The organism is Caloramator australicus RC3 (assembly GCF_000297115.1).
Taxonomy (GTDB): Bacteria; Bacillota; Clostridia; order Clostridiales; family Caloramatoraceae; genus Caloramator; species Caloramator australicus.
In genome coordinates this window covers 1-24,903 of record NZ_CAKP01000004.1, presented here as the reverse complement: position 1 = coordinate 24,903, position 24,903 = coordinate 1, and the positions used below count along the sequence as shown (strand labels likewise).

General features: G+C 32.7%; 23 protein-coding genes and 1 pseudogene. 22 read left to right on the top strand and 2 right to left on the bottom strand.

Annotation, left to right across the window (positions count from 1 at the left end; all coding sequences use genetic code 11):
• The first annotated feature begins 486 nt into the window (after nucleotides 1-486).
• The 7 genes from CAAU_RS00800 to CAAU_RS00770 all read left to right on the top strand — a co-directional run bounded on the left by CAAU_RS00800 (nucleotide 487) and on the right by CAAU_RS00770 (nucleotide 6,836).
• On the top strand, nucleotides 487-783 hold the full coding sequence (locus tag CAAU_RS00800; RefSeq protein ID WP_008907531.1) for an ArsR/SmtB family transcription factor: 297 nt from the start codon (nucleotides 487-489) through the stop codon (nucleotides 781-783).
• A gap of 11 nt (nucleotides 784-794) precedes the next feature.
• Nucleotides 795-1,028, top strand: coding sequence for a thioredoxin family protein (locus tag CAAU_RS00795; RefSeq protein ID WP_008907530.1), 234 nt, complete (start codon nucleotides 795-797; stop codon nucleotides 1,026-1,028).
• A 48-nt stretch (nucleotides 1,029-1,076) separates the two neighbouring features.
• A complete protein-coding gene (locus CAAU_RS00790; protein ID WP_008907529.1) occupies nucleotides 1,077-2,081 on the top strand; it encodes a permease in 1,005 nt (334 codons plus the stop codon).
• A 548-nt stretch (nucleotides 2,082-2,629) separates the two neighbouring features.
• Nucleotides 2,630-3,019, top strand: coding sequence for a DUF302 domain-containing protein (locus CAAU_RS00785; protein WP_008907528.1), 390 nt, complete (start codon nucleotides 2,630-2,632; stop codon nucleotides 3,017-3,019).
• A 104-nt stretch (nucleotides 3,020-3,123) separates the two neighbouring features.
• Nucleotides 3,124-3,885: a threonine/serine exporter family protein gene (locus CAAU_RS00780; RefSeq protein ID WP_008907527.1), complete on the top strand. Its 762-nt coding sequence runs from the start codon at nucleotides 3,124-3,126 to the stop codon at nucleotides 3,883-3,885.
• Nucleotides 3,882-4,331, top strand: a complete 450-nt coding sequence (locus CAAU_RS00775; RefSeq protein WP_008907526.1) for a threonine/serine exporter family protein — start codon at nucleotides 3,882-3,884, stop codon at nucleotides 4,329-4,331. The genes CAAU_RS00780 and CAAU_RS00775 overlap by 4 nt, the downstream gene beginning before the upstream one ends.
• A gap of 171 nt (nucleotides 4,332-4,502) precedes the next feature.
• A complete protein-coding gene (locus tag CAAU_RS00770; RefSeq protein WP_008907525.1) occupies nucleotides 4,503-6,836 on the top strand; it encodes a glycoside hydrolase family 31 protein in 2,334 nt (777 codons plus the stop codon).
• 140 nt (nucleotides 6,837-6,976) lie between these two features.
• On the opposite strand, the gene CAAU_RS00765 is transcribed toward CAAU_RS00770, so the two are convergent.
• Nucleotides 6,977-7,543 (bottom strand): class I SAM-dependent methyltransferase, encoded by a 567-nt coding sequence (locus CAAU_RS00765; protein ID WP_008907524.1) that lies wholly within the window; start codon nucleotides 7,541-7,543, stop codon nucleotides 6,977-6,979.
• 284 nt (nucleotides 7,544-7,827) lie between these two features.
• Between CAAU_RS00765 and CAAU_RS00760 the strand changes: the two genes are divergently transcribed.
• The 8 genes from CAAU_RS00760 to xylB all read left to right on the top strand — a co-directional run bounded on the left by CAAU_RS00760 (nucleotide 7,828) and on the right by xylB (nucleotide 17,926).
• Nucleotides 7,828-9,255: an ABC transporter substrate-binding protein gene (locus CAAU_RS00760; protein WP_008907523.1), complete on the top strand. Its 1,428-nt coding sequence runs from the start codon at nucleotides 7,828-7,830 to the stop codon at nucleotides 9,253-9,255.
• 61 nt (nucleotides 9,256-9,316) lie between these two features.
• Complete coding sequence (locus CAAU_RS00755; protein ID WP_008907522.1) at nucleotides 9,317-10,288, top strand: carbohydrate ABC transporter permease; 972 nt, start codon at nucleotides 9,317-9,319, stop codon at nucleotides 10,286-10,288.
• Nucleotides 10,272-11,111 (top strand): carbohydrate ABC transporter permease, encoded by an 840-nt coding sequence (locus tag CAAU_RS00750; RefSeq protein ID WP_008907521.1) that lies wholly within the window; start codon nucleotides 10,272-10,274, stop codon nucleotides 11,109-11,111. Before CAAU_RS00755 ends, CAAU_RS00750 begins: the two co-directional genes overlap by 17 nt.
• A 19-nt stretch (nucleotides 11,112-11,130) precedes the next feature.
• Nucleotides 11,131-12,681, top strand: a complete 1,551-nt coding sequence (locus tag CAAU_RS00745; RefSeq protein WP_008907520.1) for a glycoside hydrolase family 43 protein — start codon at nucleotides 11,131-11,133, stop codon at nucleotides 12,679-12,681.
• A gap of 22 nt (nucleotides 12,682-12,703) precedes the next feature.
• Complete coding sequence (locus CAAU_RS00740) at nucleotides 12,704-13,726, top strand: LacI family DNA-binding transcriptional regulator (RefSeq protein ID WP_008907519.1); 1,023 nt, start codon at nucleotides 12,704-12,706, stop codon at nucleotides 13,724-13,726.
• A 12-nt stretch (nucleotides 13,727-13,738) separates the two neighbouring features.
• Nucleotides 13,739-15,064: a GH1 family beta-glucosidase gene (locus tag CAAU_RS00735; protein ID WP_008907518.1), complete on the top strand. Its 1,326-nt coding sequence runs from the start codon at nucleotides 13,739-13,741 to the stop codon at nucleotides 15,062-15,064.
• Between the two features lie 13 nt (nucleotides 15,065-15,077).
• Nucleotides 15,078-16,391, top strand: coding sequence for a xylose isomerase (gene xylA / locus CAAU_RS00730; protein ID WP_008907517.1), 1,314 nt, complete (start codon nucleotides 15,078-15,080; stop codon nucleotides 16,389-16,391).
• A 53-nt stretch (nucleotides 16,392-16,444) separates the two neighbouring features.
• Complete coding sequence (gene xylB, locus CAAU_RS00725) at nucleotides 16,445-17,926, top strand: xylulokinase (protein ID WP_008907516.1); 1,482 nt, start codon at nucleotides 16,445-16,447, stop codon at nucleotides 17,924-17,926.
• A 71-nt stretch (nucleotides 17,927-17,997) separates the two neighbouring features.
• Here the strand turns inward: xylB and CAAU_RS00720 are convergent, their stop codons facing one another.
• Nucleotides 17,998-18,585, bottom strand: a complete 588-nt coding sequence (locus CAAU_RS00720) for a DUF1836 domain-containing protein (protein ID WP_008907515.1) — start codon at nucleotides 18,583-18,585, stop codon at nucleotides 17,998-18,000.
• Nucleotides 18,586-18,855: 270 nt separating this feature from the next.
• On the opposite strand from CAAU_RS00720, the gene CAAU_RS00715 reads away from it, so the two are divergent.
• The 7 genes and pseudogenes from CAAU_RS00715 to CAAU_RS00685 all read left to right on the top strand — a co-directional run.
• Nucleotides 18,856-19,254, top strand: a complete 399-nt coding sequence (locus tag CAAU_RS00715; protein WP_008907514.1) for a hypothetical protein — start codon at nucleotides 18,856-18,858, stop codon at nucleotides 19,252-19,254.
• 12 nt (nucleotides 19,255-19,266) lie between these two features.
• Nucleotides 19,267-19,920 carry a PspA/IM30 family protein gene (locus tag CAAU_RS00710; protein ID WP_008907513.1) on the top strand — a complete coding sequence of 218 codons (654 nt, stop codon included), beginning with the start codon at nucleotides 19,267-19,269 and terminating at the stop codon, nucleotides 19,918-19,920.
• Between the two features lie 4 nt (nucleotides 19,921-19,924).
• Nucleotides 19,925-20,575 (top strand): hypothetical protein, encoded by a 651-nt coding sequence (locus CAAU_RS00705; RefSeq protein ID WP_008907512.1) that lies wholly within the window; start codon nucleotides 19,925-19,927, stop codon nucleotides 20,573-20,575.
• Between the two features lie 433 nt (nucleotides 20,576-21,008).
• Nucleotides 21,009-21,929, top strand: a complete 921-nt coding sequence (mnmL, locus tag CAAU_RS00700) for a tRNA modification radical SAM protein MnmL/YtqA (protein ID WP_008907511.1) — start codon at nucleotides 21,009-21,011, stop codon at nucleotides 21,927-21,929.
• A gap of 13 nt (nucleotides 21,930-21,942) precedes the next feature.
• Nucleotides 21,943-22,137, top strand: a complete 195-nt coding sequence (locus CAAU_RS00695) for a hypothetical protein (protein ID WP_008907510.1) — start codon at nucleotides 21,943-21,945, stop codon at nucleotides 22,135-22,137.
• Nucleotides 22,092-24,062 carry a type I pullulanase gene (gene pulA, locus CAAU_RS00690; RefSeq protein WP_008907509.1) on the top strand — a complete coding sequence of 657 codons (1,971 nt, stop codon included), beginning with the start codon at nucleotides 22,092-22,094 and terminating at the stop codon, nucleotides 24,060-24,062. Before CAAU_RS00695 ends, pulA begins: the two co-directional genes overlap by 46 nt.
• A gap of 128 nt (nucleotides 24,063-24,190) precedes the next feature.
• Nucleotides 24,191-24,903 (top strand): annotated as a pseudogene (locus CAAU_RS00685) (RNA-guided endonuclease TnpB family protein); the annotation flags it as partial.

Below are 24,903 nucleotides of genomic sequence, written 5' to 3'. Positions count from 1 at the left end.
ATAAAAAGACTAGCATGGGACTTTTTTAGCAGCAGCAACCAGTTTGAACTATTGCTGGTTTTCCATCAGATATTGTAATTTCAATGTTTCTTATAAATGGCTTTATACTATTTTCAGCGACGAATTTTATTCCTTCTATTTCAACAACTTCGTCTAAATTGCGTTGTTCATCCAGAACAACATCAAAAACAGGACCAGCTCAACCAAAATCAACAACTTCAAATCTTATTGCAGATTTACCTTCCTTTGCAAGAATATCTTTTATTTGTTCCGCTATTTCCTTAGAAATTTTTATATCCACATTAGTCCCTCCCTTTTATTAGTATTGAAATTATGTATTATATTATTCATTATAATAGAATTTTTCAATATATAAAAGAAATTTATTTAGTTTTTATTGACATTTAAAACCAAAAGTTTTAGAATATAAGCAAATACTAAAATAATAATTTATTTCAACTTTACATTTTTAAAAGGAGGCTTAGAATGACAAAGGATGAACTTGTTGTAAAGATTTTTAAAGCTTTAGGCCATCCAATTAGATACAAGATAATAAATTATCTTCTTGATGGTCCTAAATGTGTTTGCGTATTAAACCAAGATATAGAATTTAGCCAATCAAATCTTTCGCAGCATCTTAGAATATTAAAGGATGCAGGAATTGTAAAGAGTGAAAAGGTTGGATTAAATATACATTATAGTCTTGCGGACGAAGAAATAAAGGACTTAATATCTATCGCTCGTCAAATCATTGATAATAAATTTCAAAAACTTAAGGATTAGGAGGGCTAACTATGATAATCAAAATCTTAGGTTCTGGTTGTGCAAACTGTAAAAAACTTGAGGAAAACACAAAAAAAGCAGTTGAAGAGCTTGGAATTCAAGCAGAAATCCAAAAGGTTGAAGATTTTAAGGAAATCATGAAGTATGGTGTTATGAGAACACCTGCACTTGTTGTTGATGAAAAGGTAAAATCCTTTGGTAAGGTTTTAACTGCAGAAGAAGTTAAAAATATATTAAAAGGATAAGCATGCGATATGCATGCTTAACTTATGTCAAATTAAGGAGGAAAGTATATGGGAATATTTAATTTTATAAACGATCAATTGTTAAAAATGGTATGGCTTTCAAATTTGGTAAGATATTTTGTTGAAAAAGTTTTAGGATTATCTGTGAAGGAGAGAATTGGAGGAAGTATCCACTTCTTTATTTATGACACTATAAAGATTTTTATACTGCTTTCAATCTTAATTTTTATAGTTTCATATATTCAAAGCTATTTTCCTCCCGAGCGAACTAAGAAAATTTTAGGACACATAAAGGGGATAAAGGGAAATATTTTTGGGGCTATGCTTGGAACGATAACACCTTTTTGCAGCTGTTCTAGCATACCTTTATTTATAGGGTTTACTTCAGCAGGACTACCAATAGGCGTAACTTTTTCCTTTTTAATATCATCACCATTAGTTGATTTAGCTTCCTTTCTTCTTTTAATGTCCTTTTTTGGTCCTAAAATAGCAATTGCTTATGTTATATTTGGTTTAGTTCTTGCAGTAATAGGTGGAACTTTGATAGATAAAATGAATCTTGAAAAATATGTTGAAGGTTATGTTAGGGAAATCGAAAATGTTGATATTGAAGTTCCAGAGATGACAAGGAAAGAAAGAATAGATTATGCAAAGGATCAGGTAAAAGAAATAATAGGTAGAGTCTGGCTTTATATTTTAATTGGTGTTGGAATTGGTGCTACAATTCATAACTGGATTCCACAAAATGTAATTGAAAAGATAATAGGTTCAGATAATCCCTTTGCTGTAATTTTAGCAACTATAGTCGGCGTTCCAATGTATGCTGATATTTTTGGAACATTACCAATTGCAGAAGCATTATTCATGAAGGGGATAGGGGTTGGAACAATCCTTTCCTTCATGATGGCGGTAACAGCGCTCTCCTTACCTTCCATGATTATGTTAAGTAAGGTAGTAAAACCAAAACTACTTGGAATTTTTATAACAATAGTAACATTAGGGATAATTATAATTGGATATTTATTTAACGCAATTTCATATTTGTTTGTATAAAAGGTGCGCTTTTGCCTGCGTGAAAATGGAGAGATCGTAAAAAAGGTTGCATGTTAGATAAAGAATATATATTAAATTTCATAAATGAATTAATTTAGAAAGCGAATTTAATAAAAAGGCTGTCCAGTTTTGGATAGTCTCAGACTGTTGAAAAAGTCATTTTTGATAAGCCCTGTGAAGGATTCCCCTGGCATTCGCTCATTTCGCTAAGCAATTCTAAGCTTTTCTTTGTTTTCAAAAGTCCTACCCTCGTGAGCCGACATCCGTGTCGGCCACTCGGCTCTGCACGTCCATGTGCAGAATTACGAACTTTTGAAAAGTCGAAAAGCAAGAATTGCTAAAGCTCATGAGAGATGCCTTTTCTAATCCTTCCAGGGCTCTTGCAAAGTCTGAAAACCAAAGAAGGTTTGTCTACAATCTGAGACTATCCAGTTTTGGACAGTCTTAAAATTTTATTATACACTTAAGCTGCTAATTATTGTATAATTATACTATAGATAAACAAAATATTAAGTAGCATCCAAAAATTAATATTAAGGAGTGATGCTATGGATAAATTTATTTATGAAATTGAAGTTAATAAGAGGTATGAAGATGTTCTGGACGAAATTGCTGAAAAGCTCGAAAAAGCAAAGTTTGGTGTAATTTGGAGATTAAATTTTCAAGATAAGTTAAAGGAAAAGGGAGTTGCATACGATGGTAATTTTACTATTTTAGAGGTATGCAACCCCTACAAGGCTAAGGAAGCCCTTGAAAAGGACGTAAAGGTTGGATATTTTTTACCTTGTAAAATAGCTGTGTATGAGGAAGCAGATAAAGTAAAAGTGGGATTTATGGATCCTGAATACATTTTAAAAAATTTTGAGAATGAAGGATTAAATGAAATAGCAAAGCATGTTAAAGAAACTATAATTTCAATTATTAATAACTTAAAATAGCCGCTCTTGCGGCTTTTGTTTTTTGATAAGATTTTGTTAATTTAGTGTTTACTTTGTTAAAATAATTAAAAAATTATGATACAATTAAAAAGGTGGTGATAAAGATGGAATTAAAACAGGTTATGGAAATAACAACAAAGATAGGTGAAATGTTATTAAGTTCCGGTTCGGAAATTTATAGAGTAGAAGACACGATGAAAAGAATAGCAAAATCTTATGAAGTTGAACTTGACAGTTTTGTTATGCCAACTGGATTTTCGGCAACAGGTAAAACACATGATGGAAGGATTATTACATGTGTTAAAAGAATAAAGGATAGAACCGTTGACCTTCACAGAATAGATCTTTTAAATGATCTTTCAAGACGAATTGAAAACGAAAATCTAAATTATGATGAGATAATAGGTGAGGTTGAAAAGATAAGAAAATTACCTTATTTTAAGTATCCTTTAAGGGTTTTTAGTGCCGGAATTGTGGCCTTTTCATTTACGCAGCTTTTTAATGGTAAATTATTGGATGCACTTATAGCCCTTATAATAACCTGTATAGTTTATATAGTAAAAGAAAAGATCTCAAGATTGGGATTTTTTCAGTTTTTTGAATATTTTTTATCGGGTTTCTTGGCAGCTATATTAACATTGATATTTAAAAATTATATAAATGCTGTAAATTTAGATAAAGTAATTATTGGCTCTATAATGATTTTAGTTCCAGGGATTGCTATGACAAATGCAATAAAGGATGCATTATATGGAGACCTTATATCGAGCTTTGCAAGGTTTGGAGAAGCCCTTTTTATTGCTGCATCAGTAGGAGCTGGAGTCGGATTTGCACTAACATTAGGATTAGGATGGGTGATGCTATGAAGGAATTTTTACTAGCCTTTATCGGAAGTTTTACCGGTGCTATATTATTTAACATAGAAAGATATAATCTATTTTGGGCTGGTCTTTGTGGTGGGTTTGCATGGATAATATATAAAGCTTTATTTGAATATTCCTCAAGGGGAATATATGCTACATTTTTGGCTGCCATCTTTGTAGGACTTTATAGTGAAATAATGGCAAGAAGGCTTAAAACCCCAGCCTATGTTTTTTCAATTCCAGGGATGTATCCTTTAGTTCCAGGAATCATGGCCTTTGATACTATAACTTTGCTTGTATTTGGAAAACTGGAGAAAGGGATAAACAAAGGAATAGAAACAGCAGCAACGGCAGGAGCTATTGCCTTTGGAATACTTCTTGCGTCAAATATTTATCAAATATTGGATAAATTAATCTGTGAAAATTTTAAAAGTGAAACAAAAAAGTAAAAACCTCGCCGTTTGGCGAGGTAATATTAGGGGTTTTATGAATCTATATTAAAGAGGGGGGGTATCTTATGTATGATGCTTGTTTCATCCTACATTTTCATAATAACAGGATAATATTAAAAAAGTATTTAGAGATTGTGAATAAAATGTTAATTTAGGAGGGTTGGGACAATGTTTGGTAAAATTATGTTTTATTTTGTAAAGGATAATAAATTAGAAATACAATTTGAAAATGGTAAAGGCTTTATTGAAGTAATAAAGGATGATATTATAAATGTCTTTTCTCCCCTTAAATATGAAGATCATTTTTCAAGGGCTATAGAGGGCCTAAAGATAATAAAGACTGATTTTCATGTGAATTATAATAATGATTGCCTAATCCTAAAAACAGATAAGTTAATTGTTAAAATCCATGATGATTTTAAGGTGGATTTTTTTGATAAGGATGGGAAAATTCTTTGCGAAGACTATAGGGAAGACAGAAAGCCATTCATAAGAAGGGGAAATGGCAAAATTGCTGAGGGTGAGGGCATTAAAATAGAAGAAAACTTTAGAAAATATAAAATAGAAATTGTAAAGAAAATGCAAGGTGATGAATATTTCTATGGCTTGGGTGAAAAAACAGGACACCTAAATAAAAGGGGCTATTATTATGAGATGTGGAATACTGATGATCCAAGGCCACATGTTGAAAGCTTTGTAAGTTTATATAAATCCATCCCATTTTTTATAACCTTAAGGGAGAATGCATCCTTTGGAATATTTTTTGATAATACCTTTAAAACTTATTTTGACATGGGCAAGGAAAACGAAAAATATTACTATTTTGCAGCTGATGATGGAAACTTAGACTATTACTTTATTTATGGACCTAAGGTAACTGATGTAGTAGAAGGATATACATATCTTACAGGAAAAACTCCCCTTCCACAGCTTTGGACATTAGGATATCAACAGTCAAGATGGAGTTATTCTCCTAAGGAAAGGGTATTAGAAATTGCCAAAACCTTTAGGGAAAAGGACATCCCATGCGATGTTATTCATCTTGATATTGATTACATGGATGGTTATAGGGTATTTACTTGGGATAAAGTAGCATTTAATAATCATAAAGAAATGATTAAAGAATTAAAGGATATGGGATTTAAAGTAGTTACAATTATAGATCCAGGAGTAAAAAAAGACAAAGGATACTTTATGTATGAAGAGGGACTAAAATATGGTTATTTTGCAACGGATAAGGATGGCATTCCCTATATAAATGAGGTTTGGCCAGGAGAAGCTCTGTATCCTGATTTTTCAGATGAAGCTGTAAGAAGATGGTGGGCAGAAAAACAAAAGATAATGCTTCAGGATGGAGTTGCTGGTATTTGGAATGATATGAATGAGCCTGCTTCATTTAAGGGACCATTACCTGAGGATGTTCAATTTAAAAACGATGGAAGGCCAACAAATCACCTTGAAATCCATAATGTTTATGGTCACCTTATGTCAAAGGCTACATATGAAGGTATAAAGGACTATACAAATAAAAGACCTTTTGTTATAACAAGGGCATGCTACGCAGGAACACAAAAGTATTCAACGGTTTGGACTGGAGATAATCATAGTTTTTGGGAACATCTTAGGATGGCAGTTCCTATGCTTTTAAATTTAGGTTTATCAGGGATTGCCTTTTGTGGAACTGATGTTGGAGGTTTCCAATTTGATGCAACAGGTGAACTTTTATCAAGATGGGTGCAGCTTGGATGTTTTACCCCTCTTTTTAGAAATCATTCCTGCATTCATACAAGGGATCAAGAGCCATGGGCCTTTGATGAAAAGACAGAGGAGATTAATAGAAAGTATATTAAGTTAAGGTATAAGCTTTTACCATATGTTTATGATTTAATGTATCAATGTGAATTAACTGGTTTACCGCTAATGAGGCCTTTGTTCTTACACTATCAAGATGACAAAAACACATATGAATTAAATGATGAATTCTTATTTGGCGAGAATATTTTAGTTGCTCCGATCCTTGAACAGGGTAAAAATATAAGGGCGGTTTATCTGCCAGAAGGCACTTGGATAGATTACTGGACTAAGGAAGAATATGAGGGTGGAAAATACATATTAAAGGAAGCACCATTAGATATTTGTCCAATTTTTATTAAAAAAGGAAGCATAATTCCTAATTTTGAAGAACAAAATTATGTTGGGCAAAAGAAAATGAATAAATTGATTTTAGATATTTATCCAGGAGATGGGGCATATTACCACTATAAAGATGACGGTGAGAGCTTTGAATATAAGGAAGGAAAATATAATTTATACAAAATCTCAATGAGATTAAAGGATATTTTGGAAATAAATATTGAAAAAGAACATGACGGATATGATGATTATGAAGAATTTGAGCTTATAGTTAGTAATTATAACGGAAATGTAGTTGTTAATTCTAAGCAATATAAATTAGACCAAGGGGTAATAACACTTCAAAAAGAAATACTTACAAAAAAGTAATTTAGCCGGCAAATGCCGGCTTTTTTTAAAAGTAAATCTATGTTAAAGGGGGGAATCAAGACAATTTAATAGTAACAAAACTATATTAAAAAGCTATTGAAAAATTGTTAAGAAAATGTTAATTTGCGTAATTCGACAATTTATTTAATAAATTTTAGACCATAATGATATTTCGAAACTTCAACATATTCTAGCAGTTTAAAACCATTTGACTGAAATAATTCTATAACTTCTTCTTGAGATATCCTATGATCTATAGGTGGTCCATAATTGGTTTCGACTTTTTTCCACTCTATGATAAAAATCTGTCCATCTTTATTTAATGTTCTTTTTATTTCCTTAATATATTTGTTTTTATCTTCTATTTCGTGTAATACGTTTGATAGCATTGCATAATCTATTGATTCGGATTCTATAGGAAATTTATATTCCTCGCAAAGTTTAAATTCTATATTATTTAAACCTTCAGCCCTTTCTTTAGCATGTTCTAGCATTTCAGGCAAAATATCGATTCCAATTGCTCTTCCGTTTGATAATATTTTTGCCGCAGGAATTGTAAAATACCCTATTCCACATCCTATATCTAAAAATGTTCCTGTTCCCTTTGACTTAAGGCCAAATTTTTCAAGGGTTTTATATGGTGGCATATATTTTCTTCTTGTGGGATTATCAAGTTTTTTTAAGTTTTTGGGGTCAAATTTATGCACAATATCGCCTCCTTTTAAACAATTATAACGGAAAAAGTTAAAAAAGTATACTTTTATTAGGTATGAAATCACAATATTCCCTATAAAACGACAAAAATTAGAAACCGATTTCCTAAATAAAATCGAAATCAATGCAACTATCTTATTAGCTCGGAAACAATGTTTCCTAATAATAAAATTAAAAAAGTTATTGAAATATTCAGAAAAATATGATAAGATTATTTTGGAAAGGAAACCGGTTTCTTTTTCTGTGTTTATAAAAAAATAAGGGGGAGAGGGTGTTAATGAAAAAACTAATTTCAATGCTTCTTGTTCTTTTGCTTACAGTTAGTGTGTTTAGTGGTTGTGGTAAGACAGAAGAACAAGCAAATTCTAATCAAACTGGTGAAAAAGTTTTAAAGATATGGTCCTTTACTGATGAAATCAAGACAATGGCAGTAGCTTATAGGGGGAAACATCCAGATGTAAAAATCGAATACACTATGATCCCAATGACTAATGGGGAATATCAAACTAAGTTAAAATCAGCGCTTCAATCGGGTGAAGCACCTGACATTATAGCCCTTGAGGCGTCCTTTGTTAGGGAGTTTATTGAAAGCGACTATTTGGAAGATCTTTCAGATTTACTTCCATTAGCCCAAGAGCTAAGAACATATCAATTTACAATCGACATGGCAACTTATGATGGACAAGTCAAAGCCTATTCATACCAAGCAACTCCAGGTGCAATGTTCTACAGAAGAAGCCTTGCAAAGAAATATTTTGGAACTGATGATCCAGAAAAGATTCAAGAGTTAGTATCTGATATGAAAAAATTTGAAGAGGCAGCTAAAATAGTTAAGGAAAAGTCCAAAGGAAATACTTATATGGTTGCGTCAGTTGGGGATTTTACAAATTTATTTTTTGCTAATAGAGAAAAGCCCTGGGTGGTTGATGGGAAATTATATATTGATCCAAAGGTAGACGAATTGTTTGAGATAGCAAAATCCTTTAGACAAAATGGCTATGAAGCCCAAGCAAATCAATGGCAAGAGGGTTGGTTTGCTGGAATGAACGATTCATTAGTTGACGCAAAGGGTAATCCAAAACAGGTATTTTCATATTTCCTTCCAACTTGGGGACTTCCTTATGTTTTGATGCCAAATTCCTCACCAAAGGAAGTCAAAGTTGAAGGATCTGATAAGACTAAGAAGGTAGGAAAGGACACTTCAGGTGACTGGGCGTGCATTAGAGGGCCAATGCCATATCAATGGGGTGGAACTTGGATTGCGGTTGTAAAAGGCACAAAGAATTTAGAACTTGCTAAGGATTTTGTAAAGTTTGCTACATTAGATGAGGAAAACTTAAAGAATTGGGCATTAGGAGTCTATACAAATGAATATCTTAAAAAGATTGATCCAAATATAGGAGATAAACTATCCCAAGGCCCTGGAGACTTTGTATCAAGTCAAAAGGTCGTAGAAGAGATAGTTGATAAGTTTGACGATGCTTCAACATCAAAATTCCTCGCAGGACAAAACTCCTATAGAAGTTTTGCAGAAGCAGCTCCATACATTAGTTTGAAACTTTTGCAAGGAACAGATGATGCAATTCAACGTGCACTAAATGACCCGCTTAACAATTATGTGTCTGGTAAAGCGACAAAGGAACAGGCGATAAAACAATTTAAAGAGGCTGTTAAAAATACATTGCCTGATTTAATAGTTGAATAAGAATTTTTGATGAGAACTGCCTTGCGCAGTTCTCATCAAACTAAAAAAAGGGGGGTAGGACTTGGAACAGGTTTTAAAAAAGAAGAAACATTCAAGAATAAACAAAAACCATTATGGATACATTTTTACAGCACCTTTTATAATAGGATTTTTACTTTTTAGCCTTTATCCGCTTGTTTATACTTTTTATTTAAGCTTAACTGATATGACTCTTATGAGTAAAAGTTATAAATTTATTGGGTTAGCAAATTTTAAGAAGTTGTTTGAAGATAGGTTTTTCATTCAATCCTTTTTAAATACATGGAAAATTTGGCTCATTAACTTTATACCGCAGCTTGGTATTGCTATGCTTCTTGCAGTTTGGTTTACAAGCACAAGGCTTAAGATAAAATTTGTAGGATTTTGGAGAACAATTTATTATCTTCCCAATATATTAATGCCAGCGACTATTGCGGTTTTGTTTTTTAATTTGTTTTCATATTATGGCCCAGTTAATCAAATTGGAGTAAGAATAGGGCTTTTTAAAGATGCAATAGATTTTTTTAGAAGCAGCACCTGGACAGTTGGCATAGTTGCCTTTATTCAGTGGTGGATGTGGTTTGGAACTACATTGATTATTATAATGGCGGGAATGACTTCTATTTCACCTTCATTTTATGAATCTGCGATGGTGGATGGCGCAAATTCATGGCAAATGTTTACCAAAATAACACTCCCTCTGTTAAGACCCGTCTTGGTTTATATACTTGTAACTTCGTTGGTTGGTGGAATGCAGATGTTTGATATTCCTTATATGTTAACAGATGGTAGAGGTTCTCCAAATGGTTCTATAATGACGATGAACATATTAATGTATATGAAATTTTCAAGCAATAAGGGGCACATTGGTGCTGCTGCAAGTGTAGGGGTTATGATATTTTTGGTAACATGCATTTCAGCACTAATTATTATTAAGCTCTTAAAAGAAAAGGAGAGTAAAAGGGAAATAAAAAGTATAAATAGAGGTGTAAAAGCTTATGAATTACACGGTTAAAACAAAGATTATGAGAGCTTTTATATATTTTATCTTGGTTATATTGTTATTGATGTGTGTAGTTCCTTTGTGGATACTACTTGTTAATGCAACCAGATCTACTCCTGAAATACAACAGGGAGTAAGTTTATTGCCGAGTAAAAACCTACTTGTTAACTGGAGAAATTTAACTAATAGAGGTTTTAATATTTGGAGGGGATTTTTCAACAGTGCCTTAATTTCAGTTTTAGTTACTGTTATAACAGTTTATTTTTCAATGATGTTTGCATATGCAATTCATGTTTATGATTTTGCTTCAAAAAAATTTTTATATTCCTTTATTATTCTATTGGTTATGGTTCCAACTCAAGTTGCTATAATTGGTTTTTATAAATATATGTCCATCTTAAACCTATTAAATAGTTATATTCCTTTGATTGTTCCAGCGATTGCTGCACCAAGTTCGATATTTTTTGCAATTCAATATTTAGAATCAACAATAGTTAAAGAACTTATTGAAGCTGCAAGAATAGATGGATGTAGCGAGCTTACTATATTTCATAAGATAATGCTTCCAATTGCAAAACCTGGGGCAGTTACTATGGGCATTTTTGCCTTTGTAGGTTCATGGAATAATTTCTTTACGCCCTTTGTATTAATATCAAAGATGGAAAAGTATACCCTTCCAATGCTTGTGCAAACATTAAGAGGAGACGTTTACAGAACAGAGTATGGAAGCATATATTTAGGACTTGCAGTATCGATTATCCCAATACTAATAGTATATATTTTATTCTCGAGATATATTGTTAATGGAATTGCAATGGGATCGGTTAAAGAATGACGTAAGGTAGGTGTTTTGAATGATAAAAAATCCTGTTTTAACTGGTTTTCATCCTGATCCAAGCATAATTTGTGTTGATGGAACCTTTTATATTGCAAATTCAACTTTTGAATATTTTCCAGGGGTTGCGATATCAAAATCAAAAGATCTTGCCAATTGGGAAAGGGTTAAATCTCCCCTTGATGATTTAAATAAATTAAATATGATAGGAAACCCTAAATCAGGAGGTATTTGGGCTCCATGCCTATCTTATGATGGAAAGTATTTTTATTTGGTATTTACGGATGTTAAAAATTGGGCCTTTGGACCTTTTAAGGATGTTCCAAATTATATTATAAAGGCTCCGACAATTGAAGGGCCATGGAGCGATCCAATTTTTATAAACTGCTCTGGGTTTGATCCTTCTTTGTTTCATGATGATGGAAGAAAATATTTAGTTAATATGGAATGGGATTATAGAAAAGAAGGTAAAGAACAATTTTCAGGTATATTATTAACCGAACTTGACCCTGAAACGCTAAAGCCAATATCGGAACCTATAAAAATTTTCAAGGGAACGGAACTTGGTCTTGTTGAGGGGCCACATATTTACAAAAGAAATGGCTATTATTATTTAATTACAGCAGAAGGTGGAACTGTATATGACCATGCTGTAACGGTCGCACGTTCAAAAAATATCTATGGACCATATGAATTGCATCCTAATGCCCATTTAGTAACTTCGAGATTTAATAAGGATTTATATATTCAAAAGGCAGGACATGGAAGTTTATGTGAAGGGCCGGATGGCAGATGGTGGATTGCTTTTTTGTGCGGTAGGCCAATTAGCGATAAGAGAAGGTGCCCTCTTGGCAGGGAAACATCAATAGCAGAGGTAGTGTGGATCGATGATTGGCCATATTTAAAGGATAAAGGTTTAGAACCTCCATTAGAATTTGCGGGCTATGGTGATAAGCTTGAAAACAAATTATATGAATATAGATTTGATGATGAAAAGTTTAAATATGATTTCATGTCTTTAAGAAGACCTGTTGAATATGAAATTTTGGAAAATGGAGCTTTAAGGCTTTATGGTAGACAATCCTTGATGTCGAATCATCATCAAAATATTTTAGTTAGAAGACAAACGGATTTTAAATTTGAAGCAGAAACCTGTTTGGAATTTAATTTTAATCATTTTCAAAAGATGGCAGGACTTTTATATAGATATGACGAATTAAATCAATATTTTCTAAGAATATCCTATGATGAAAATAAAGGGGAAAAATGCCTTGGAATCTTGGTTATAAACAATGGTGAATTTTCAATGCCAATAGAAGAGATACCAGTCGGTGATGGGAAGATTTATCTTAAGCTAAAGGTTGAATTTGAAAAGGGTAAGTTCTTTTACTCAAAGGATGGATTAAATTGGAATGAAATTCCTTATGACATTGATGTGACTATATTGTCAGACGAATATGCAAATCCGCTTGGATTTACTGGTGCATTTGTTGGCATGTGTTGCATTGATATGCAGGATTACAGTGCCTACGCAGATTATTATTATTTTAAATATGAATCATTAGAATAATTTAGAAATAGAGGGAGTGCCTATGGTAACAATTTATGATGTTGCAAAGGAAGCAGGATGTTCACCAGCGACGGTTTCAAAAGCTTTTAATAACTATAAATCAGTAAGCGAAAAGACATACAAAAAAATAATGGAGGTTGCAGATAGATTAGGATATACGCCAAACAATAGTGCAAGGGCTCTTGCAACTAAAAAGACATGGCTCATTGGTGTTGTCTTATCTCAGGAACTTCACGCAGGAATTACGCACCCACATTTTAGTGAAATACTTCAAAGCTTTAACTTAAGAGTTAGCGAATATGGCTATGACATTGTATTTATAAGTAAAAGATTTGGGGATAAAGCCTCCTCATACCTTGAACATTGCCTTTATAGGGGTGTAGATGGAGTCTTGCTTGCAGTTGGTGCAAAATTTAGAGAGGAAATTCAATGTCTGTTAGATAGTGATTTAAAATGCGTTTCAGTGGAAGGCTTATACCCTAATGTATATACAGTTATTTCGGATAACAGGATGGGAAGCCTTCAGGCATTAGAGTATCTTTACTTTTTAGGGCATAGAAAAATCGGTCATATTGCCTGCCCCCTCGATAGTGTTGCAGGAAGAGAAAGATTTGAAGCATATAAGGAATTTTTAGAGAAGAAGGGATTAGAATATAATCCCAAATATGTAGTTGAAGCTCAGGATTATACACATGAGGCTGGGAAGGTAGCTGCCCTCGAATTTCTACAAAAAACATTTGATGATCTTCCAACTGCTGTTTTTGTAGCATATGACGATATTGCCTATGTTACTATGACAACTTTTCAGGAAAAGGGAGTAAGAATTCCAGAGGATATCTCGATAATAGGATTTGATAATATTAAACTTTCATCCTTTATGACTCCGCCCCTTACTACAATAGAACAAAATAGAATGCTGATTGGTCAAAAAGCTGCAGATGTTTTAGTGAGCCTAATTGAAGATAAACCTATCGATGAACCCTATGAAATTAGAATACCTACAAGACTAATAATGAGAAATAGCTGCATGCGGATCAGCGATTAATGGAGGGATAAAATGGCTTTTTCTAAGGATTTTTTATTTGGAGTTGCAACTTCATCCTATCAAATAGAAGGAGCCTTTAATGAGGATGGTAGGACTTCTTCTATTTGGGATACATTTTCTAAGACAAAGGGAAAGGTTTTAAATATGGATAATGGTGATGTAGCCTGCGATCATTACCATAGATATAAAGAGGATGTTGAACTCATAAAAGAGCTTGGCGTTGATGCCTATAGATTTTCAATTGCTTGGCCAAGAATTTTCCCAAAAGAAGGAGAATATAATCAAAAGGGAATGGAATTTTATAAAACTCTACTTAAGGAGCTTAAAGGAAAGGGAATTAAGGCTGTTGCGACATTATACCACTGGGATTTGCCTCAATGGATTCAGGATAAAGGTGGATGGGAGAAAAGAGAAAATATAGAGTATTTCGTAGAATATGCAAAAAAGTGTTTTGAAGAATTAGATGAATATATATATATGTGGATAACCCATAATGAGCCTTGGTGTGCTTCCTTTTTATCCAACGCATTAGGAGAACATGCACCAGGAAAAAGAGATCTTCAAGCAGCCTTAAAGGTTGCCCACCATATTTTATTGTCCCACGGAATGGTGGTAAATTTATATAGAAAGCTTGGTTTGAAAAAGCCAATTGGAATTACTTTAAACTTAAGCCCAAGTTATCCTGCAAGCAGAGAGTTTAAGGATAAAATTGCAGCAAATAATTGTGATGGATTCTTTAACAGGTGGTTTTTAGAACCTCTTTTTAAAGGAAGCTATCCAAAAGATATGGTTAATTTATATTCAAATAGAGTATCTGATTTTAGCTTTATTAAGGAAGAAGATTTTAATATAATAGGGGCAAGGTGCGACTTTTTAGGTATAAATTATTACAACAGATCTCTTGTTGAGTTTGATCCTATGTCAATACTTTTATTTAGGGGGGCATATTCTGAATATAAAAAGACAAGCATGGGGTGGGATGTGTCACCAGATGAATTTATCGATTTAATCCAAATGGTCAGAGAAAAATATACTGATTTACCAATATATATAACTGAAAATGGTTCAGCATGGGACGATAATTTAGTGGATGGGCAAATAAATGATACTGACAGAATAGAATACTTAATTGAACATTTAAAGGCTGTTGAAAAGATGAATGAAATGGGACTGAATATAAAAGGATATTTTTACTGGTCATTGCTTGATAATTTTGAATGGGGTTATGGTTATTCAAAAAGATTTGGACTTGTTTATGTAGATTTTAAAAATCAAATGAGGATCAAAAAAGTAAGCTTTTACAAATACAAAGAAATAATCAATAGAAGAACAATATGATAGGGGGATTAATATGGAGTTTTTTAAGGGAATTAATAAGATAAAATATGAAGGGCCAAAATCCGATAATCCGCTTGCATTTAAATTTTACAATCCTGACGAGGTTATTGGCGGGAAGACCATGAAGGAACATTTAAGGTTTTCTATGAGCTATTGGCATACAATGTGTGGAGAAGGCTCTGACATGTTTGGTAGAGGGACTTTAGATAAAAGCTTTGGAGGTAATGACAAAATAGAAATATATAAAAACAAGGCATTGGCAGCATTTGAATTTATGGAAAAATTAAATCTTGATTACTTCTGCTTTCATGATAGAGATATAGCGCCAGAATATGATTCTTTAAGGGAAACCAACAGGGCATTAGACGAGATAGTTGAATTTATTAAGGAGCTTATGAAACAGTATAATAAAAAGCTTTTATGGGGAACGGCCAACCTATTTAGCCATCCAAGATACGCCCACGGAGCTGCAACATCACCCTATGCTGATGTATTTGCCTTTGCAGGTGCCCAGGTTAAAAAAGCCCTTGATATAACAAAGGAGCTTGAAGGACAAGGGTATGTTTTTTGGGGAGGTAGAGAAGGTTATGAAACTTTATTAAACACAAATCTTGAACTTGAAATGGATAACCTTGCAAGATTTTTAAATTTAGCAGTAGATTATGCGAAAAAAATAGGATTTGAAGGTGATTTTTACATAGAACCAAAACCCAAAGAACCAACAAAGCATCAATATGATTTTGATGTTGCAACTGTTTTGAGCTTTTTAAGAAAATATGGACTTGATAAACAATTTAAGATGAATATCGAAGCAAATCATGCAACTTTAGCAGGACATACCTTTCAGCATGAACTTAGAATAGCAAGGGTAAACGGTGTATTTGGTTCAATTGATGCTAACCAGGGGGATCTTTTACTTGGATGGGATACCGATCAGTTCCCGACTAATGTGTATGATACGGCTCTTTGTATGTATGAGGTTTTAAAGGCTGGTGGATTTACAAAGGGTGGATTAAACTTCGATGCAAAAACAAAAAGAGGATCTAATACATTTGAGGATATGTTTATTGGTTATATTGCAGGAATGGATGCCTTTGCATTAGGGCTTAGAATAGCATATAAGATTATTGAAGACGGTAGAATAGATAAATTTATCCAAGAAAGATACTCAAGCTACAAAGAGGGTATAGGAAAGGACATACTTGACGGAAAAGTTACATTAGAAGACTTAGAACAATATGCTCTTTCAATTGGAGAAGTTAAAAACATTGGTAGCGGAAGACAAGAGTATTTGGAAAATATATTGAATTCGATAATATTTGGGTAGGGAATTTTCAATTCCCTCCTTCTTTTATTGATTAATAAATTAGAGGTGATCTTATGTATTTTTTAGGAATAGATCTTGGAACTTCGTCGGTAAAAATAATACTTGTCGATGAAAACGGTGATATTGTTGCAAGCATGTCTAAAGAATATGATATATATTTTCCTTTTCCTAATTGGGCAGAACAAAACCCAAAAGAATGGTGGGATGCTACTAAGGAAGGAATACGAGAACTTATTGAAAAATATAGAATAGATTCTAATGATATAAAATCTATTGGACTAAGCGGTCAGATGCATGGCTTAGTAATGCTTGATAAAAATTTTAACGTTCTATATCCAGCTATACTTTGGTGCGATCAAAGAACGCAAAAGGAATGTGATTATATTAATACATTTATTAATAAAAAAGACTTATCTTTAAACACTGGAAATAAAGCGTTAACAGGATTCACAGCACCTAAAATACTATGGATAAGAAATAACAGGAAAGATATTTATGATAAAATAGCCTATATTCTTTTACCAAAGGACTACATACGATTTAAATTAACCGGAGAATTAGCTATAGATGTTGCTGATGCATCAGGAACATTGCTATTTGATGTTAAAAATAGAAGATGGTCAAATTTTATTTTAAAAAAACTAAATATCCCAATTGAATTATTACCAAAAGTATATGAATCCTATGAATGCACTGGATATGTGTCAAAAGAAGCAGCTTTAGAGACAGGATTAAAGGAAGGAACTATGGTTGTTGGTGGAGCCGGTGATCAGGCAGCAGCAGCTATTGGAACTGGAGTTGTTAAGAATGGGGAGGTAACTGTATCGCTTGGAACTTCAGGTGTAGTTTTTGCATCTTTAAATGATTTTTATTTAGAAGAGGAAAACAGACTACATTCCTTTTGTCATGCTAACGGTAAATGGCATGTAATGGGGGTTATGCTTTCAGCGGCATTATGTTTAAAGTGGTGGGTTGAAAATGTTAATAATAACAATTACGATGAGCTACTAGAAGGAGCAGAAAGAGTAGAAGCTGGAAGCGACAATTTATTATTCCTGCCTTATTTAATGGGAGAAAGAACTCCATATAGTGATCCAAATGCTAAAGGAGCATTTATTGGTCTTAACATGATTCATAATAAGTATCATATGACCAGATCTATATTAGAAGGGGTAGCCTTTGGACTCAAAGATTCCTTAAAACTTATTGAGGATATGGGAATAAATATAAATACAGTAAGGTTAAATGGTGGTGGCGCAAAAAGCAGGTTATGGAGGCGAATAATTGCAGATGTGTTTAATAAAAAAATAGAAATAATTAATTCTACAGAAGGACCTGCTTTAGGGGCTGCTATTCTTGCAGCTGTAGGATATGGCTATTATAAAGATGTTAATGAAGCCTGCGAAAGTCTTATAAAGGTTGTAGATGAGATTTATCCTAATGAAGAAAATGCCAAAAAGTATGAAAGATTATATGGAATATATTCAAATTTATATAATATATTAAAAACTACATTTGATGTTTTAAGCATATGAGGTTATGAATGTTTAAATCTTAGTTATTGATGATAAAAGGGCATAGTTATTCATAAAACTATGCCCTAAATTTATTTTTCTTCAAATTCTTCCAATAGGCTATGGGCAAGCTTTTTATATGCAGTAGCTTGGGCTATAAGGGATATTACTGTTAAAAAGATTAATAGCTTTTTGCTATCATTATCGTTTAAGTTTTTGCTGTCAATTATCTTTTTCAATTTCTTTTCCGTTTCTTGGCTTGTTGAAATGAAGTTTTTTAATGTTTCTTTTTGAAGATCGACAAATATTTCATATGCAAATTCCCAGGTTATAAGGTCGTCGGTTTTTTCGTTTATTTTATTGAAGGCAAGATTGAAAACCTCTTTAATTTCTTCTGTAGTAAGTATTGGACGCATATAATTTAAAAGTATTAATTGGATTAGATGGTCCTTTGTGTAGCCTCTTTTTTTACCATCTTCAGGTTTTGAAATAACTTCAGCCTTTATATAGTTTTGGATAATATTGCTGGTGTATTCTTCATTTAATTTATTGTTTAAAAAATCCGTAACTTGGGATAAAAAAAGGTCATAGGGTGGAAGATCATCAAGGGCTATTATGGACTTTTTTGAAATATCTTCAGCGAGCTTAACTAATTTATCAGAAAGGTTTATATTGTTCATAATTTTTCCCTCCTATAAAGATCTAATTATATTATATAGTATAATATACCATAAAACAAGATTGAATAATCGATATAATATAATAATATCAAAAGACAAGTTTTTTAAAAATCAAAGAAATCGAAAGCAAAATAGAGAAATTTTGAGATTTGGAAATAAACAAACTATAAATGGGGACAAAATACATTAAATAAAGTCAAAATACCATTGATATATAGTATAAAATACTATATAATAAAGTTGTGATGATTGATTAAGGAGGATTTGAAGATGAGGAAAAAGCTATTGGGTTTTTGGCTTGCGGTTACATTGCTTTTGACATCCTTCATAACACCTTTTTTAGAATTAGTTAATGCTGCGCCTAAGGCAGGTGGGGGTGGTTTTAAATCAGGGAGCTTTAAATCCAGTCCCTTTAACAGCGGAGGCTTTAAATCAGGAACATTTAAATCTACACCAAAATATACTTTGCCCCTTCCAAAGAGCTATCAAAGAAAAAGCTATACACCAAAAAATTACATCCCAATTCCTGTCCCTTGGGGAGGATTTTGGGGAAGCCCATTTAGGTCTGTATATACTGGTTTTGTTTTAGTGTCGTTAATTAACTTTATCTTTAAAATTATAGTCTTTCTATTAGTCTTATATATCATATTTAAAATATTTAGAAGATAAGGAGTGGTTAATGTGGGTATCCTACAAAGAATGTCAAACATTTTTAAAGCAAAGGTGAACAAGGCTATGGACGAAATTGAAAATCCTATTGAAATTTTAGATCAAAAGATAAGGGATATGGAAGAAGCACTAAATGAGGCAAGAATTTCTGCTGCAGAAATTTTAGGAAATGTTCATGAAATCGAGAAAAAGATCGATAATTCAAAACTAAACATTAAAGAATTTGATGAAAAGGTAAAACTTGCCCTTTCAAAGGGGAATGAAGAACTTGCTAAAAAGGCCCTTGAGAGAAAACTTTATGAAGAAAAAGTTTTTAAGGATTTACAAAAAAGCTACGAAGAAGCTTCTAAAAAAGCTGAGATCATAAAAAGTAAACTAAAGGAACTTGAAGAAGAGTTAGAAAAAACAAGAAGATATAGGGATGAAGCAGCAGCGAGATACAACAATGCAAAGGCCGCAGAAAAGGTTAATGAGATACTTCTTGATATAAAATCCAAAACAAACAGCATAAGCCTTGACGAAATAGAAAGAAAGATCCAAAGAAAAGAAGCGATAGCAGAAGGTTTGGAAGATTTAAGAAACGATAGTTTAGATAAAGAGTTTGAAGAACTTGAAAAGATAGATTTAGATGAAGAACTTAGAAAATACAAAGAAAATTTAGGGTGATTATATGAGGGCTAGAGAGTTTTTAGACAAAGAAAAAGAAAAATACGGCAAAATGTATTCTGATTTATCCTTTGCTATTGATAATGTTTCCCCCTTTTTAGATACAAGGGAGCTTAAGACAAGGAGGTATTATACTAAGCTCCCTGTTTTAAAAAGATATATAGAAAAATTAGAAGAAGCTGAAACAAAATTAAACAAAGCGGGGATATTTTCAATCTTTTCAAATGGAAAGGTAATAGATGAATTAGAAAAATATAAGTTTGAATTTAACAAGGAATTTAAGCAGCTTCAAAAATGCTCAAGTTGTAAATGCCTGAATTGTTCTGTTGGGTGTAAATTTGATGGATGCTTAGGCTGCAGGGAAGGTTCTAATGTTGTCTCATGTGACCATGACAGGATAAATGTAAGATTCCATGATGATTTTTATCTTGACCTTACAAATGAGAAAACAGGTAAAAGGGAAAAGTATAAGGTTTTGGCAACATTAATGGATGCAAAATTAAACAGGCAGTATATAATCATTGAGGGATTATTATCAAAAGAAAAATATGTTTTGTATTATTATCCAGATATTGACGAAGATAGATTTGGAGAGATAAAGGATGAAGAGGAATTTGACTTTATAGTTGAAACTTATCAATCTGTTGAGTTTTGATCCCCCCCTCTTTTTATATAAATTAAGCTACCTTTATTTTGAGGTAGCTTCAGACTGTTGAAAAAGTTGTTTTTGATAAGCCCCGTGAAGGATTTCCCTGGCATTCGCTCATTTCGCTAAGCAATTCTAAGCTTTTCTTTGTTTTCAAAAGTCCTACCCTCGTGAGCCGACATCCGTGTCGTCCACTCGGCTCTGCACGTCCGTGTGCAGAATTACGGACTTTTGAAAAGTCGAAAAGCAAGAATTGCTAGAGCTCATGAGAGATGCCTTTTTGAAATCCATTCACGGGGCTCTTGCAAAGTCTAAACACCAATGAGAGTTTGTCTACAATCTGAAGCTACTTCTATTTTGGGGTAGCTTAATTTTATTGCAAAATTTATAATTTAGAAATAAAATTAAACATGAATGACTTATGTGTAAAGAAGGTGATGGATTGAAACTTTGGGGAGATAAAAGATACTACTCATTGAACTATTTTTTAAGGCAAAAGTTTGGTGAGAAGGTCTTTAAAATATCCTTAGATGCAGGATTTACATGCCCTAATAGAGATGGAACAGCAGGGTATGGAGGATGTATTTTCTGCAGTGCAAGGGGCTCTGGAGATTTTGCAGGAACAAAGGAAAATTTAGTAGAACAATTTTTTGAAGTTAAGGAAATGATGCATAAAAAGTGGAAGGAAGGAAAATATATAGCCTATTTTCAGGCCTATACAAATACTTATGCTCCTGTTGAAGTGCTGAGGGAAAAGTATGAGGCGGTTTTAAATATAGATGGTGTTGTTGGCCTTGCAATTGCAACAAGGCCAGATTGTCTTCCTGAGGATGTATTAGACCTTTTAGATGAGATAAACAAAAAAACTTATCTTTGGGTGGAACTTGGTCTTCAGACCATTCATGAGGACACGGCAAAACTTATAAACAGAGGTTATCCCTTAGAAACATATATAAATGCAATAGAGGAACTTAAAAAAAGGAATATAGATGTAGTAACACATGTTATTTTAGGACTTCCTGGTGAGGATAAAAAAAGAATCCTTGAAACCGTTGACTTTGTTGCCCACACTAATACCCAAGGGATAAAACTACATCTTCTACATCTTATGAAGGGAACAAGGCTTGTTGAACTTTATAAACGAGGGGAGTTAAAGTTTTTATCCATGGATGAATACGTCGATTTAATAGTAGACTGCATTGAAAGGCTCCCGGAGGATATGGTTGTTCATAGGTTAACCGGAGATAGCCCAAGAAGCCTTATTATAGAGCCTCTTTGGAGCCTTAAAAAGTGGGAGGTTTTAAATGCGATAGATAAGAAATTTGAAGAAAGGGATACATGGCAGGGGAAATATTTTAAGTAATGGGGGGATTAATATGAAGGCAGCTTTTGTGACGTTTTATAAAATTGAAATATACTGTGAAGATGCTGAAAAGATAGAATGGGAAAATATTAAAGTTTATCAAGAAAGTGAACCCATAGAAATTAGTATTCTAAATAAAAAAAGGATCATTGTGAGATTATTTTGTCCGAACCCGTTGATATTAAAAGAAAAACTTATATTAGTATAAAAGACAAATGCTTTGAAGTTCCTTATAGCAATCTTTTTAAAACAGAAGAATTTAATGAAAAATATTATTATGATGGATTTTTAGGCTGCAGGATTTTAGATGATAAGATTGAATTTAGAGTTTGGTCCCCTGTAGCGACAAGTATAGACCTTGTTTTATATAAAAATGGGGATCCAAGCCTTCAAGAAGAACCCATCATATTTAACATGAAGGAGAAAAATGGGGTTTTCTCAGGGGAAGTAGATTTAAAATATAAAGGATATTTTTATACATATAAAGTTCAAATTTATGATAAAATTGAAGAAGTTGTGGACCCTTATGCAAAGGCGGTGGGAATAAACGGACTAAGGGCTGCCATAATAGATTTAGAGGAAACAAATCCTTATAATTGGCAAAAGGACAAATATGTTAAACTTGAAAACTATGTAGATGCAGTAATATATGAGATTAGCATAAGGGATATATCCTCAAATGAAAACAGTAACATCAAAAAAAGGGGGAAGTTTTTAGGGCTTGTTGAAGAAGGAACTTTTTCTAAAAAGGGAGTTACAACCGGCCTTGAGCATATAAAGGAGCTTGGTGTAAGTCATGTTCAAATACTTCCCTTTTATGATTTTCACTTTGAGAGCGTTGACGAAAGGGATCAGTTTAAGAGATATAATTGGGGATACGATCCTCAGAATTATAACGCCCCAGAGGGAAGTTTTTCTTTAAATCCCTATGAACCTAAAGAAAGGATTAGAGAATTAAAGACAATGATTCAAAAACTTCACCAAAACAACATTGGGGTTATTATGGATGTTGTATATAATCATGTTTATGATTATAAAAAAAGCAACTTTGAAAAGATATTTCCAGGCTACTACTTTAGATGCGATAAATTTGGAAATATTTCAAATGGCAGTGGCTGTGGAAACGATGTTGCATCAGAAAACAAAATGGTAAGAAGGTTTATTAAGGATTCGGTCATCTTTTGGGCTAAGGAGTATCATATTGATGGATTTAGATTCGACCTTTTGGGGCTATTAGATGTAGATACAATTAATGAGATATATGATGGACTAAAGAAAATAAATCCAAACGCAATCATCTATGGCGAAGGTTGGGACCTTAATACTTATTTAGAACATGATAAAAAGGCTATACAGATGAATGCATATAAAACTCCAAATATTGGATACTTTAATGATATAATAAGGGATGCCATAAGGGGACATACCTTTGAAGCGGAGAAAAAGGGATTTGCAGGAGGAGAAAGTAGAGAACACGATATAAAAAGGGGAGTTGTAGCAGCAATAAACTATGACGAGAGTTTAAAGGGACCTTTTATTTCTCCTGATCAATCCATAAATTATGCCTCCTGCCATGACAATCATACCCTTTGGGATAAGATTAGCATAACAAATAAAGAGGATTCTGTTGAAGAGAGGGTTAGAATTCAAAAATTATCTCAGGCGATAGTTTTAACAAGCCAAGGTGTTCCCTTTATCCACTTAGGATGTGATTTTTGTAGAACAAAACAGGGGCATGAAAATAGCTATAACCTTCCTGATATAATAAATTCTGTTGACTGGGATAGAAAATATGAGTTTAGGGATGTATTTGAATACGTAAAGGGGCTTATAAAACTTAGAAAGGAACATCCTGCCTTTAGATTAAATTCCTGTGAAGACATAAAAAAATATTTAAAATTTTTAGACTGCCCATCAAGGACAGTTGCCTTTAAAATAGACTATCCTAGGGATGCATGGAAGGAAATAATTGTAATATATAATTCCAATAAAAGTGCGGTAGATATAAAAATTCCAAATGGTGTATGGAATGTTGCTGTTGATGGAAGGCTTGCAGGAGTTGATGCTTTATATAAAATATATGGAGACAAGGTAAAGGTTGCACCCATTTCTGCAATGGTGCTATTTAGATGATTTGTTCTTTAAAAAGATCTTTAACTAAAGAGTAACAGAAGTCGCCCACTTCTATAAGTGGGTGATGAATGTTGATTGATAAATTCTTTTTTATGATATAATCAGTATTACAGGAAGGAGGTGTAATTTTGCTAAAGGCTTATAAATACAGGATATATCCAACAAAAGAACAAGAAGAATATTTTGCTAAAGTATTTGGTTGTGTAAGATTTATATACAACAAAATGCTACATGACAGAATAGAACATTATAAGCAAACAGGAGAAATGCTAAACAATACACCTGCACAATATAAAAAAGAATATTCTTTTCTAAAAGAAGTAGATAGTCTTGCACTTTCCAACGCACAACTTAATTTAGAAAAAGCATATAAAAAATTCTTTAGAGATAAAAAAACAGCCTTTCCAAAGTTCAAGAAAAAGAAAGGTTACCAGTCTTATACTACAAATAATCAAAATGGAACAGTAACACTTGAAGGTAGTTATCTAAAAGTTCCAAAGTTAAAGACAAAAATAAAAATAAAACAACACAGACAATTTGAAGGAAAAATTAAATCTGTAACTATATCAAAAACGCCAACAGGCAAATATTATGCTTCTATACTTGTAGAAGAAGAAATTAAAGAATTACCTAAAATAGATAAAAAAGTAGGTATAGATTTAGGAATTAAAGAATTTGCTATTTTATCTGATGGAACAAAGGTAGAAAATCCAAAATGGTTAAGAAAAACAGAAAAAAGAATTAAAATTATACAAAAATCATTATTAAGAAAGCAAAAGACAAAGCAAAAACTATGAAAGAACAAGGCAAAAACTTGCAAAATTATACGAAAAATATCAAA